We start from the raw sequence: 12,895 nt of genomic DNA on the forward strand, positions 1-12,895 counted from the left end.
ACGACCCCTGAGGCTTAGCCGATTGGCGGGGAAACCCTGCTAATCAATTGTCACAAACTCTGAACGAGGCTGCGTTTCAATCAGGGCATACTGACGCCCTTCAACCCTGCCGGGAGCCCACATGCCGCGCCGTCTGTTCAAACGCTACATGCCGGACCCGACCAGCATCCGCGAACATAAATCCTTACGCTTCTTCGGCAAGCTGCTGCACGACCCCAACCTCTGGCACCTGAATCGCCATTCGGTGGCACGGGCCATGGGCGTCGGCCTGTTCGCCGCGCTCATTCCCATCCCCATGCAGATGCTGCTGGCCGCCGCGCTGGCCATTCCCGTGCGCGGCAACCTGCCGATCGCGGTGAGCCTGGTGTGGCTGACCAACCCGCTGACCATGCCGCCAGTGTTCTTCGTCACCTACATGACCGGTGCCTGGCTGCTGCAGGTGCCGCCACGCACGCTGCCCGAGTCGATCACCGTCGACTGGGTCACCGAGCAGTTGGCGACGATCTGGCAACCGTTCCTGCTCGGCTCGGTGGTGTGCGGGGTGGTGCTGGGCGTGCTCGCCTACTTCACCACCATGGGCTACTGGCGCTGGTGGGTGGGCCGGCAGTGGCGCCGGCGCCAGTGTCGCTGCGCCGCCACCCCCACCCAGAGTTCAGGGGGCTCAGGCGCGCATGCCGCGGCCGCTGACCAGCAGGCGCACGCACAGCAGGTAGAGCACCGCGGTGGCCACCAGCATGAAGCTGATCGCCGTGCCAATACTGATATCCGACACCCCTAGGATGCCGTAGCGGAACGAGTTGACCATGTGCAGCACCGGGTTTGCCAGCGACACGGTCTGCCAGAACGGCGGCAGCAGGTTGATCGAGTAGAACACCCCGCCCAGGTAGGTCAGCGGTGTCAGCACGAAGGTCGGGATGATCGAGATATCGTCGAAGTTGCGGGCGAACACCGCGTTGACGAAGCCCAGCAGCGAGAAGATGGTCGCGGTCAGCAGCACCACGATGACCGTCACCCCCAGGTGGTGCACTTGCAGATGGGTGAAGAACAGCGACAGGAAGGTCACGATCACCCCCACCGCCAAGCCGCGCAACACGCCACCCAGCACATAGCCGACAAGGATGGTATGCGGCGACACCGGCGACACCATCAGCTCCTCGATGGAGCGCTGGAACTTGCTGCCGAAGAAGCTCGATACCACGTTGCCATAGGAGTTGGTGATCACCGACATCATGATCAGCCCCGGCACGATGTACTCCATGTAGGTGAAGCCACCCATGTCGCCGATCTGCCGGCCGATCAGGTTACCGAAGATCACGAAGTACAGGACCATGGTGATCGCCGGCGGCAGCAGGGTCTGCGGCCAGATGCGCAGGAAGCGCCGCACTTCGCGGTAGACGATGGTGTTCAGGGCGACCCAGTTGGTGCGCAGTTCCACACTCATACGGCCACCTTCGACAGGTTCTTTTCCACCAGGGACACGAACAGCTCCTCGAGTCGGTTGGTCTTGTTGCGCAGGCTCTGCACCTCGATGTTCTTCAGCGCCAGCTGGCCGAACAGCGCGGTGATGCCGATGTCCTTGTCCACCTGCACCTCCAGCGTGTGCGGGGTGATCAGACGGCACGGGTAACCCTGCAGCTCGGGCGCGGCGGGCAGGTCGTGGCGCAGGTCAAGGACGAAGGTCTCGACATGCAGCTTGCCCAGCAGCTGGCGCATGCTGGTGTTCTCGACGATTGTGCCGTGGTCGATGATGCCGATGTTGCGGCACAGCTGCTCGGCCTCTTCGAGGTAGTGGGTGGTGAGGATGATGGTGATGCCTTTCTGGTTGAGCTCGGTGAGGAAGCTCCACATCGAACGGCGCAGCTCGATGTCCACCCCCGCAGTCGGCTCGTCGAGGATCAGCAGGCGCGGCTCGTGGATCAGCGCCCGGGCGATCATCAGCCGGCGCTTCATGCCGCCGGACAGCGAGCGCGAAGGCACGTCGCGCTTGTCCCACAGGCCCAACTGCGTGAGGTACTGCTCGGCGCGCTCCTTGGCCACCTTGGGCGGGATACCGTAGTAGCCGGCCTGGGTGACGACGATGTCGAAGGTCTTCTCGAACTGGTTGAAGTTGAACTCCTGGGGCACCACGCCCAGGCAGCGCTTGAGCGCCGCGGGCGACCGGTCCAGGTCGTTGCCGAACACGTTGACCGTGCCGCTGGTCTTGTTCACCAGGGTCGAGAGAATGCCGATGGTGGTGGACTTGCCGGCGCCGTTGGGGCCGAGCAAGGCGAAGAAGTCGCCTTCGGCAACATCCAGGTCGATGCCCTTGAGGGCCTGGAAGCCGTTGCCGTAGGTCTTGGTCAGCTGTCGAATGGACAGGGCGGAACTCATGGCGGGTCAGGTACCGATGAAAAAGGTTCGGGACACGCCAGGTAAAGACACTGGCGCAGTGAGTGCGGCCATGGTGCAAGGCCCGGCCGCACAAGTACAGTCACATGTATCGATAGTGACTATCGAAGTGGCGTCACGTCAGGGCGGTCATCACCGCCGCCTGGTAGGCCGGGCGGTGCTTGAGGCGCGCATACCAGGCTTCGAGGTGGCGCATGGCCGGGCGTTCAATCGGCATTTCGAACCAGGCGTAGATGAAGCTGCCCAGGGGGATGTCGCCCATGCCAATCTGCTCGCCCGAGAGGTACGGCTGCTTGGCCAGGGTCTCGTCGGCGATGGCCAGCAACTGGGCGCATTGCTTGTGCGCGGCGTTGATCGCCACCCAGTCGCGCTGGTCCTCGGGGGTGCGCAGCAGGCCCCAGAACAGCGGGCGGAAGGGGCCGGCAAAGGACGAGGTGGTCCAGTCCATCCACTTGTCCGCCAGGGCGCGCTGGCGCGGGTCGTCCAGGTACCAGCCCTGCTCTGCACCGTACTCGGCGCACAGGTAGCGCACGATGGTGTTGGACTCCCACAGCACCAGGTCGCCGTCTTCGAGCATGGGCACCAGGCCGTTGGGGTTCAGGGCCCGGTAGTGCGGTTCGTTGACCACGCCGAAGGCGCCGCCGGCATCGATGGACTCGAAGTCCAGGCCCAGCTCGTGGGCGATCCACAACGCCTTGCGCACATTGCTCGAATTCTTGCGGCCCCAGATCTTCAGCATGGCAACGTCCTTATGAATGCGGGAGGTGGGACAGTCTACTCCAAGCGTTGGGCGGTGCCAGTGAAACCGGGGGCCGCTGCGCGCCCCCACGATCTGTCAGATATTTCCGAACCTGAAACCAAATGCTTCAGCCAGCAAAGCTTGGGAACTATCCTACGCGCTTGCCGGAAGCCGCCGCGTTGTCGGGGAAATACCCCGGGGATACCTTCACCGGGTCGCCACATTTGGTGACCGGGTGTGAGAAACCCGATTCCCACAACGGTAACGCGCCTCCGTCATGGTGGCCGTGTACGGGCAGACCTCGGTCTGGCCGGGTTTACCTTGTGGCCCGGATTTCTCACCCCGTACATGGCTGCCACCTTGATCTCGTGAGAAAGGATGCGGGTGGTGGTGTACTCGTAACCACAAGGAAGCTCTACCATGAAAAAAATCGTCCCAGACCCACCCCGCCTCGCTCCCTTCATCAGCATCCGCCCCACCCTCACCCGCGAAGAAGCCATGTCCGCCGCCGTCGAAGTGGCCACCGCCATTTCCGACGTCCTCGATATCTACTTCAAGACCGAGCCCGGCGAAACCCAGGACCGCCTGTTCACCGCCAGCGACTACCTCGGCCAGCTCGCCTGCGCCCTGCTCGAGCACAAGCCACAGGTGCAGCCATGAGCCGCGGCCATACCGCAGGCCGCACCACCTGCCTGGACCTGTTCAAGATCGAGCCGGGCGTTACCTTCGAGGATGCCTTCAGCGAGCTGTCGGTGCTGCTCGGCTGCATTCGCCACCTGACCTGCGAGGCGGAAATGGAGGGCGACCTGCTGGCCGGCAGCTCGGCGCGCATCCTCAGCGCCATGGCCAAGGCGCTGATCGATGACATGGAGCTGGGGTTGAATAGAAGCAAATGATCCCCGGGGCTGCTTTGCGGCCCCGGGATCCATCAACACCACCGAACTCCCGCTACAGAACCCGGTCAGTCTTCTAAGCAGGCCATCCACCCCGGCGCGTCTAAGCTCTGTGGGTTGGCCTAACGCCCGCTTCCAAGGAGGAAGAATCATGTTGCTGTTGTGGTTGCTGGTCCTGGTGCTTGGCGACGCGTATCTCCTGCATCGGCGCCTGGCGCCCCTGCAGATCCTCGCGGCCATCGCCGCCTATACCCTGCTGATGGGCATCTTCAGCACCGCGCCAGGCTGGCTGCTGACGCTGATCTGGGTGGTGATCGCCGCCAAGGCGGCCTTCTTCGCCCTGCCGGAGCTGCGCCGTAAACTGTTCACCGCGCCGATGTTCAGCTGGTTCCAGCGCACCCTGCCGCCGATGTCGCCCACCGAACGCGAAGCCATCGATGCCGGCACCGTGTGGTGGGACGGCCACCTGTTCAGCGGCCGCCCCGACTGGGACACCCTGCTCGACTACCCCGCGCCCAAGCTCAGCGAGGAAGAACAGGCCTTCATCGACGGCCCCACCGAGCAACTGTGCGCCATGGTCAGCGACTGGCAGATCGGCCAAGACCTCGACCTGCCGCCGCAGGCCTGGGATTTCATCAAGCAGCACGGCTTCTTCGCCCTGATCATCCCCAAGGAATACGGCGGCAAGGGCTTCTCGGCCTACGCCCACTCGCAGGTGGCGATGAAACTGGCCACCCGCAGCGGCGACCTAGCCTCCACCGTGATGGTGCCCAACTCCCTGGGCCCGGCCGAGCTGCTGCTGCACTACGGCACCGAGGCGCAACGCAACCACTACCTGCCGCGCCTGGCCTGCGGCGACGACATCCCCTGCTTCGCCCTCACCGGCCCCCTGGCCGGCTCCGACGCCGGCGCCATGCCCGATACCGGCGTCATCTGCAAAGGCCAGTGGCAAGGCGAGGAAGTCATCGGCCTGCGCCTGAACTGGGAGAAGCGCTACATCACCCTCGGCCCGGTAGCCACCCTGCTGGGCCTGGCCTTCAAGGCCTACGACCCCGAGCACCTGCTGGGTGAGCAGGCCGAGTTGGGCATCAGCCTGGCGTTGATCCCCACCGACCTGCCGGGCGTGGAGATCGGCCAACGCCACCTGCCCCTGGGCGCGGCGTTCATGAACGGGCCCAACAGCGGCAAGGATGTGTTCGTGCCGCTGGACTGCCTGATCGGCGGCCAGGAAATGCTCGGCAAGGGCTGGATGATGCTGATGAACTGCCTGTCGGTGGGCCGCTCCATCTCCCTGCCCGCAGTCGGCACCGGCGCGGCCAAGTACACCAGCCTGGTCACCGGCCAGTACGCCCGCGTGCGCGAACAGTTCAACGTGCCACTGGCCGCCTTCGAGGGCATCCAGGAGTCGCTGGCGCGCATCGGCGGCAACGCCTGGCTGATGGACAGCGCCCGCCTGCTCACCGCCCAGGCCGTGGACCTGGGCGAAAAACCCTCGGTGTTGTCGGCGATCCTCAAGTACCACCTCACCGAGCGCGGCCGCGAATGCATCCAGCACGCCATGGACGTGCACGGCGGCAAGGGCATCATCATGGGCCCGAACAACTACCTGGGCCGCAACTGGCAAGGCGCGCCGATCTTCATCACCGTCGAGGGCGCCAACATTCTCTCGCGCAACCTGATGATCTTTGGCCAGGGCGCCATCCGCTGCCACCCGTTCGTGCTCAGGGAAATGGCCCTGGCCGGGCGCGAGGACCATGACCAGGCGCTGAAAGAGTTCGACGACCTGCTGATGCAGCACATCCTGTTCGCCGCCGGCAACGCCGCCAGCACCCTGGTGCTGGGTTTGGGCCTGGGGCATTTCGAGAAGGTCCCGGGCGACGCCCTGAGCCAGGGCTACTTCCGCGCCCTCAACCGTCAGGCGGCAGCCTTCGCCCTGCTGGCCGACCTGTCGATGATGCTGCTGGGCGGCGCGCTCAAGCGCCGCGAACGCCTGAGCGCCCGGCTGGGCGATGTGCTCAGCTACCTGTACCTGTCCAGCGCCGCGCTCAAGCGCTACCACGACCTGGGCTCGCCCGAGCACCTGCGCCCGTTGTTGCGCTGGGCGCTGGAGGAAAACCTGGGCCAGGCGGAAAAGGCGCTCGCCGCGCTGCTCGACAACTTCCCCAACCGCTTCATCGGCTGCGCCCTGCGCGTGCTGGTGTTCCCATTTGGCCGCAGGCATACCGGGCCAAGCGATGAGCTGGATGCCGAGGTGGCGGCGCTGATCGGCCGGGGCAAAGGCGACCCGGCGCTGGAAGCAGTGCTGGAGGGCTGCTTCAGGCCTCAGGCCGAAGGCGACCCGGTAGCCGCGCTACAGACGGCCTGTGACCTGCTGGACGATGTGGCCCCCTTGCACAAGGCGCTGCATCAGGCGGTCAAGGAAGGCAAGGTGCAGGCGGCAGCCGGGCAATCGGTGATCGACGCCGCCATCGAAGCGGGTGTGCTGCAGGCGGAGGAAGGCCAGCGCCTGCATCGAGCCGAGCAGGCACGCCGGGTGGTGATCGATGTGGATGCGTTCGACAAGGAAGTGCTGTTGCCCGAGGCAGGCAGAGTGCGCTGAGCATTCGCCGAACGCATCGCGAAGTAAGCCCGCTGCCCCCAATACGTGGGAGCGGCGGTGCGCCGATGCGACTTGCCCCGCGATGAGGCCAGCACAGACGGCTACGCTGCCAGCCTATGCAAAACCAGCGTATACTCCGCCCCCCGTTTCAACCACCGAGGAGCGCCGCCATGGCCAACCCCCACCTGGAATACCACCTGCAACTGCTCCACCACCTGCGCACCATCCTGGCCGCGCTGGGTGAAGCCGAACAGGTCCCGGAGGAAAGCCACGCCCTGTTCCTCGAGCGCTTCGACGAACTGCTCACCCTGCTGCCGCAGGACCCGCTGCAAAGCCAGTACCTGGGCCAGGACCTGATCTGCCAGGTGATCCAGCGCTATCCGCAGATCGCCCACCTGGTGCCGCGTGATTTGTTGTGGTTCTTTGGTGGCGATTGCCTGCACTTCATGCCGGATGAAGAGCTGGCCTTGTACCAGGAACTGGAAGAACGTCGTTACCTTGCCGAGCAAAAAGGTGAAACCTTCGAATGGCACCTGGAAAAGCAACGAGCCCAGAGTGCAAACGGAGATACGTCTCACTGACAGGAAAATGCCCATGGCGCCACGTCGCGCGCCATGGGCATCTGGCTTGTTACTGGTTATGTTCTGTTTTTTCTCCTGAGCAGCTGAACGATAATCGCATCGTCAGTACTCTATTCTTACGCAGGACAGCTTGCCATCGACTTGCCCACTCCCTTCCGTCGACTCCAATCTTAGCCCGGCGGCAAGCATACTCCCAGTTGGCCTACCGTGTGCAGAACTGAGGCGTATTGTGTCAGTAGTTGTTGGGCTTTGCGTTGTACGCACCGTGAAGACGAAATTACCTGTACCGGAACAGTAGGGTTCATCGTAAAAAGTGATGAGTACCCCGGACGGCACACCGTCAATTCTAAAATAATAGGCGTCATCATTTTTTAATGATGTACAGGGACTCCCGGCTTTAAGCCCGTAAGTCCAGGAAAATCCTTCGATAGGACTCATCGAGCATTCCTTATCTTTATTTTTATCGGAAATTACGACAACCCCTGAGTCTGAACCCTGACCACTGACGGATTCTTTGTGCGAAAGCTGAGTACATGAGGCAGCTGCCAGCGACAGACTCAATAGTATTGCTAAATTGCGTACGCTATTTTTCATCGCCATCACTCCTGCCCCTGCGACACTGTAGTCTCAGCCAACGGCCCTGCCGGCGAAGTACTGATACGCGTTCCTCCATCGTCGGTCTTCAGCGCGGTCAATTCATCGCCCAGGTAGAAGCGCTGTTCTTCATCCGTGCCCATCAGGATGTTCTGCGGGTTATAGAAGTACGAGACAATCTTTTTGTCATCCTCGCTTACGGACAACAGCTGATTAAGCGCATTGTACTCGAGCGCACGGCCCTGCTCATCGACTACCAGGTTGCCGTTGTTGTCATACTCCAGAACAATTTCTTCCGGGTAGCCGTTCAACGTGCGCACCGCCGGGTCCGTGGGTTTGTTGGTGATGCTGCTCAACTGCGCCGGGTCCTCGTAATCGAAGTGGTAGGTCGCGGTATTCGAGCCACCGACAAAAGTAGTTACTACCTCAGTGATGTTATCCAAGGCATCGAATTCGAACCGTTGCCCGGTAATATAGTTGCCATAAGGGTCTTGTGGCTGGTAGGGATCACTATCAACCCCACGACCGGTGAAGGTGTACTTCTTCAGGCGTTGACGCTCGTCGTACTCATACTTTTCAACCCGCAGGGCTTCCCGCCCCTCGGACAACGTACGCATCTGCAAGGCGTCCACGTCGTCGTAGGTCTGTGCAAGCGTCTGTACCAGCGGCCCTGCCGTAAACTTGCGCTCGGTCTCGCGATCGAACTCGTCGTATTTCAACTCGGTGGCCAGTGACTGGCCAGTCTCTCGGTCATATGTAGTATGCGACTTGAGTTGCCCAAGCTCGTAATAAGTAAAGTCGGTTTCCAGCAACACCTTGCCGGTCTTGTCCTTCAGCGTGGTCTTTTGCAACTGCCCAGTAGGGTAGAACTCGTTAGACTGGATTTGGCCCAGGACATCGGTGTAGCTGAGCAAGCGTCCTCGATGACTATAAACATAGTGCTGGGTTTGTGACTCACCGATTGGTGGCGCATCTTCTTCGCCACTTTCGTGCTGTGTCCAGGTCTCACTTTTGATCTGGCCGGTCTGGTAATACTCACGTTTCAGCTTCTGCCACGGACGCCCATTTTCGCCAGGCATGGTCCAGCCGTTCAGACGTGCATTCTTCTTGTCGTAGTCGTAGACCACTGCAAGCTCGCCAGCAGTGGTACCAGTATGCCTATTGCCAAGGCAACCCCATCACCTTCAGCGATCCGACGGGGCGGGCTTCCCGAGGCATCTCGGAGAAAGGGGAACGTGGCCTAGCTCAGCGGGGAAAAAGGGGCATTGAGCTTACACCCGAACAACAGTGGGCCCTAGCTAACCAACCCAGCCTCGATTGGTTTGGCATTATGATGGAGTCCATAAACCTGGTGTTGTCGTACGTGGTGGCGGCCGCCATGGTCGTTTCGGCAGTCGTCACGTTAGGAGCTACCGCTCCCGTGGCTGCTATGACCGTCGCCAACGCGGCCCTGCAAACGGTTTCGTTTGTCGGCTCAATGGTTTACCAGGCCTCGGGCTATACCAATGAAACGGCGATGCAGGTTACGAAGTGGGCGAACTATGTCGGGACCCCGTTCTCGATCCTCGATATAGCATTGAGCGGCAGAGCGCCCAAAGCGCCCAAAGCCAGGACCTGGGCGGACAATGTACTAGACCGCGATTATATACACCCGATACCTAGAGCAAAGGCGTCAAGCAATTTTAACGACGGATCGAGATCCCCCAACCACATTCGGAAAGGCAGCGCTGGAGACAATTAACGCAAAAAAAAACGCCACTTCAAACGAAGTGGCGTTTTCAATTTGGAGCGGGAAACGAGACTCGAACTCGCGACCCCGACCTTGGCAAGGTCGTGCTCTACCAACTGAGCTATTCCCGCAGGGTGAAGCTTTACCGCATGTGGCGTGAAGCGCCTTGAAGACCTTCACCACCGGCACCGCCGAAACGATGCGTTGAAACTGGAGCGGGAAACGAGACTCGAACTCGCGACCCCGACCTTGGCAAGGTCGTGCTCTACCAACTGAGCTATTCCCGCAATATGGCGTCCCCTAGGGGACTCGAACCCCTGTTACCGCCGTGAAAGGGCGGTGTCCTAGGCCACTAGACGAAGGGGACTAAGCCGACGCTTTTCAGCGTACCAGAACATGAACCTCACGATTCAGCCTGGATTTTCTTTTCCTGCCCTGCCGAAGCAGTGCCGGAGAAACTGGAGCGGGAAACGAGACTCGAACTCGCGACCCCGACCTTGGCAAGGTCGTGCTCTACCAACTGAGCTATTCCCGCAATGTGGCGTCCCCTAGGGGACTCGAACCCCTGTTACCGCCGTGAAAGGGCGGTGTCCTAGGCCACTAGACGAAGGGGACACGCTGCTCGCAATACCTATAAAAGCACTGCTTGCTTTCACTCCCTGCCGCGTTTCGCTGTGTGCTTTACGCTGCAAGTGGCGCGCATTCTATGGATGCCTCGCAAGGCCGTCAACCCCTTTGTAGAAATTTATTTAAATCAATGACTTCCCGTCGTCATAGGCAGTGATGCAGGATGTGTCCGGGGATTGGCGTTGCTTTTCTGACGCCGGCTCGGCAAGCTCGTAGCGATGTGCCAGCATCTGTAGGTTTTGGATTACGGGCCGATACATATAGGCAAGGCTTGAGGGCCTGATCGCGGGGCAAGCCGGCTCCCATGAATCCACCACAGATTCAATGGAGCGCAGGCTGTTCCGCCGGGCTGCACTGTTCGCTTTCGGGCGGACTCACTACACTCTCGATAGATGCAAAACTTCTTCATGAGGCGTTAACGGTGACACCACTTCTGATCACCCTGCTTATCGTTGCAGGTATCGCGCTGCTGATCGTGATCGGCTACCTGAACAATGTGGTCGAAAACGGCAAGCTCGAGCGTGCACGGCTCAAGGTCGAACTGGCCGACCGCCTGCGCCGCTGCGGCGAGATCACCGAGACCTTCCCCGGGCAGTTCATGACGCCCGCGCTGAAGCTGCTGCTGACCCGCCTCGAACTGAACCTCAACCAGCGCCAGCTGGCCCTGGACAAGCACAGTGGCGACCTCAAGGCGCGCATCGCCGAGCTGGAGGGGTTGATCGGCCTGGGTGAGCGCATCCCGGTAAGCAACCCGCCCGCGCCGATCCATACCGAGGTCAAGGCCAAGGACGTGCGCTTTCTGCTCGAGCTGCTGCACAACCAGATCGTGCGCGCCACCCAGGAAGGCTTCCTGGCGACCAACGAAGGCAAGTACTGGGTCAAGGAGATCCGCCATATCCTGGTGCTGCTGCATATCGAGTTCTTCAACAACCTCGGCCAGCAGGCCCTGCAGCAGAACCAGCCGGGCCAGGCGCGCCTGGCCTTCGAGCGTGGCGTGCAGTACCTGCGCAAGCAGCCGGAGCCCAAGCAGTACGAAGAGCAGCTGACCTACATGGAGAAACTGCTGAACCGGGCCAACGCCCAGGTGCTGGACCAGATGGAGCCGGCGGAGAACGACCAGAACGCGCTGACCCAGGGGCTCAAGACCGATGAGGACGAGACCTGGAAGAAGAAGGTGATCTACGACTGACAGTGCTGGCCTTGTCGCGGGGCAAGCCCGCTTTCACGCTGTAACATCCAAGAACAAGGGGCCTTCGCAGGCCCCTTGTTCATTTCAGCAGTCGGTCAACTCGAGGAACACCTCGACCAGGCGCTCCAGCCCCGCCTGGTCGGCCGCGCTGAAGCGCGCCAGCTTCGGGCTGTCCAGGTCGAGCACGCCGATCAGCCTGCCCGCCTTGACCAACGGAATCACCAACTCGCTGTTCGACGCACTGTCGCAGGCGATATGCCCGGGGAAGGCATGCACGTCCTCCACTCGCTGGGTGCTACGGGTGGCCGCCGCGGCGCCGCACACGCCACGGCTGAACGGAATGCGCACGCAGGCCACCTGGCCCTGGAACGGGCCGAGCACCAGCTCTTCGTTGCGGTTGATATAGAAGCCCGCCCAGTTCAAGTCCTCCACCTGGTTGTAGAGAAACGCCGAGAACTGTGCGGCATTGGCGATGAAATCACGCTCGTCGGCGAACAGCGCCTGCACTTGCGCGGCCAGCAGGTCGTAGCCATCGAGGCCTTGGCCACTGGCGTTGAGGTCGATCATTTATTTCTGCTCCAGCAATTGCAGCCCGACCCAGTAGCGGGCGAACTGATAGGCACAACGGCCATTACGGTTGCCGCGGCCAGTGGCCCAGCGCACGGCGAGGATGTCCAGGGCTTCGTCACGCTGCCAGTGCAGCCCGGCCGGGCGCGCCAGCTGGCCGATCCAGTGTTCGACCACGTTGAGGAAATGCTCCTGGCTGAACGGGTAGAACGACAGCCACAGGCCGAAGCGGTCGGACAGGGCGATCTTGTCCTCCACCGCTTCGTTGGGGTGCAGCTCGCCGTCGACCATCTTCCAGTTTTCGTTGTCGCTCTGCTTCTCCGGCACCAGGTGGCGGCGGTTGGAGGTGGCGTACAGCAGCACGTTGTCCGGGGCCTGCTCCAGCGAGCCGTCGAGCACGCTCTTGAGCACCCGGTAGTCGCCCTCCCCGGCCTCGAACGAGAGGTCGTCGCAGAACAGGATGAAGCGCTGCTCGAGCTTGTGCAGTTGCTCGACCACCCGCGGCAGGTCGGCCAGGTGGTCGCGCTCGATCTCGATCAGGCGCAGGCCCTGGCCTGCGTGCTCGGCCAACAGCGCGCGCACCAGCGACGACTTGCCGGTGCCGCGCGAGCCCCACAGCAGGGCGTGGTTGGCGGGCAGGCCGTTGATGAACTGGTGGGTGTTGCGGCCCAGCTGCTCGCGCTGCTGGTCGACGCCGATCAGGTCGGACAGGCGGATATCGAGGCTGACCTCCAGCGGCATCAGGTAGCCGCTGCGGCCATCGCGCTGCCAGCGGGCGGCGAGGGTGCGGGTCCAGTCGATGTCCGGGCGCGGGGCAGGCAGCAGGGGTTCGAGGCGGGCGAGGACTGATTCGGCGCGGTCGATAAAAGCGGTAAGGCGGGCGTCCATGGCGACTCCTATTGATTTCAGTTTTTTGGGGCCGCTGCGCGCGCCATCGCCGGCAAGCCGGCTCCCACAGTGAAGAGTGATCACCTGTGGGAGCCGGCTTG

The 12,895-nt window shown here is 62.1% G+C and carries 13 protein-coding genes and 5 tRNA genes; 6 read left to right on the plus strand and 12 right to left on the minus strand.

Translation table 11 applies throughout. From position 1 onward, the window contains the following. Positions 1-121: 121 nt before the first annotated feature. Complete coding sequence (locus AAHK21_RS05890) at positions 122-778, plus strand: DUF2062 domain-containing protein (protein WP_367856706.1); 657 nt, start codon at positions 122-124, stop codon at positions 776-778. Here AAHK21_RS05890 and AAHK21_RS05895 read toward each other — a convergent pair. The 3 genes from AAHK21_RS05895 to AAHK21_RS05905 form a co-directional block, all read right to left on the minus strand. Further along, positions 662-1,441, minus strand: a complete 780-nt coding sequence (locus tag AAHK21_RS05895; protein WP_046856545.1) for an ABC transporter permease — start codon at positions 1,439-1,441, stop codon at positions 662-664. The two genes, AAHK21_RS05890 and AAHK21_RS05895, sit on opposite strands and share 117 nt — an antisense overlap. Further along, entirely contained in the window at positions 1,438-2,370 is a 933-nt protein-coding gene (locus AAHK21_RS05900) for an ABC transporter ATP-binding protein (protein ID WP_046856546.1), read from the minus strand. Before AAHK21_RS05900 ends, AAHK21_RS05895 begins: the two co-directional genes overlap by 4 nt. 133 nt (positions 2,371-2,503) lie before the next feature. Beyond that, positions 2,504-3,127, minus strand: coding sequence for a glutathione S-transferase (locus AAHK21_RS05905; protein ID WP_367856707.1), 624 nt, complete (start codon positions 3,125-3,127; stop codon positions 2,504-2,506). A gap of 420 nt (positions 3,128-3,547) precedes the next feature. Between AAHK21_RS05905 and AAHK21_RS05910 the strand changes: the two genes are divergently transcribed. The 4 genes from AAHK21_RS05910 to AAHK21_RS05925 all read left to right on the plus strand — a co-directional run bounded on the left by AAHK21_RS05910 (position 3,548) and on the right by AAHK21_RS05925 (position 7,200). After that, positions 3,548-3,787, plus strand: a complete 240-nt coding sequence (locus AAHK21_RS05910; protein ID WP_046856548.1) for a hypothetical protein — start codon at positions 3,548-3,550, stop codon at positions 3,785-3,787. After that, a complete protein-coding gene (locus tag AAHK21_RS05915; protein WP_046856549.1) occupies positions 3,784-4,023 on the plus strand; it encodes a DUF3077 domain-containing protein in 240 nt (79 codons plus the stop codon). The genes AAHK21_RS05910 and AAHK21_RS05915 overlap by 4 nt, the downstream gene beginning before the upstream one ends. A gap of 148 nt (positions 4,024-4,171) precedes the next feature. Continuing rightward, a complete protein-coding gene (locus AAHK21_RS05920) occupies positions 4,172-6,619 on the plus strand; it encodes an acyl-CoA dehydrogenase (protein ID WP_367856708.1) in 2,448 nt (815 codons plus the stop codon). A gap of 170 nt (positions 6,620-6,789) precedes the next feature. Beyond that, positions 6,790-7,200 (plus strand): PA2817 family protein, encoded by a 411-nt coding sequence (locus tag AAHK21_RS05925; protein WP_367856709.1) that lies wholly within the window; start codon positions 6,790-6,792, stop codon positions 7,198-7,200. 102 nt (positions 7,201-7,302) lie between these two features. Here the strand turns inward: AAHK21_RS05925 and AAHK21_RS05930 are convergent, their stop codons facing one another. From AAHK21_RS05930 to AAHK21_RS05960, 7 genes are all read right to left on the minus strand, one after another. Further along, the gene (locus tag AAHK21_RS05930) at positions 7,303-7,794 is read right to left on the minus strand and encodes a hypothetical protein (RefSeq protein WP_367856710.1); all 492 of its coding nucleotides are present in this window, start codon (positions 7,792-7,794) and stop codon (positions 7,303-7,305) included. A 5-nt stretch (positions 7,795-7,799) separates the two neighbouring features. Continuing rightward, a complete protein-coding gene (locus tag AAHK21_RS05935) occupies positions 7,800-8,921 on the minus strand; it encodes a hypothetical protein (RefSeq protein ID WP_367856711.1) in 1,122 nt (373 codons plus the stop codon). Between the two features lie 657 nt (positions 8,922-9,578). Next, positions 9,579-9,654 (minus strand) — tRNA-Gly (locus tag AAHK21_RS05940). 80 nt (positions 9,655-9,734) lie between these two features. Beyond that, positions 9,735-9,810, minus strand: a tRNA-Gly gene (locus AAHK21_RS05945). A 4-nt stretch (positions 9,811-9,814) separates the two neighbouring features. Beyond that, positions 9,815-9,890 (minus strand) — tRNA-Glu (locus AAHK21_RS05950). A 92-nt stretch (positions 9,891-9,982) separates the two neighbouring features. Further along, a tRNA-Gly gene (locus AAHK21_RS05955) sits at positions 9,983-10,058 on the minus strand. A gap of 4 nt (positions 10,059-10,062) precedes the next feature. Beyond that, positions 10,063-10,138: transfer RNA gene (locus AAHK21_RS05960), tRNA-Glu, on the minus strand. Positions 10,139-10,571: 433 nt separating this feature from the next. Here AAHK21_RS05960 and AAHK21_RS05965 point away from each other — a divergent pair. Further along, complete coding sequence (locus AAHK21_RS05965) at positions 10,572-11,339, plus strand: hypothetical protein (protein ID WP_046856553.1); 768 nt, start codon at positions 10,572-10,574, stop codon at positions 11,337-11,339. Between the two features lie 84 nt (positions 11,340-11,423). Here the strand turns inward: AAHK21_RS05965 and AAHK21_RS05970 are convergent, their stop codons facing one another. Next, positions 11,424-11,906 carry a GAF domain-containing protein gene (locus tag AAHK21_RS05970; protein WP_046856554.1) on the minus strand — a complete coding sequence of 161 codons (483 nt, stop codon included), beginning with the start codon at positions 11,904-11,906 and terminating at the stop codon, positions 11,424-11,426. Next, positions 11,907-12,794, minus strand: a complete 888-nt coding sequence (locus AAHK21_RS05975; protein WP_367856712.1) for an ATP-binding protein — start codon at positions 12,792-12,794, stop codon at positions 11,907-11,909. Positions 12,795-12,895 lie beyond the last annotated feature (101 nt).

Source organism: Pseudomonas sp. TE50-2 (assembly GCF_040813665.1).
Classification (GTDB): domain Bacteria; phylum Pseudomonadota; class Gammaproteobacteria; order Pseudomonadales; family Pseudomonadaceae; genus Aquipseudomonas; species Aquipseudomonas soli.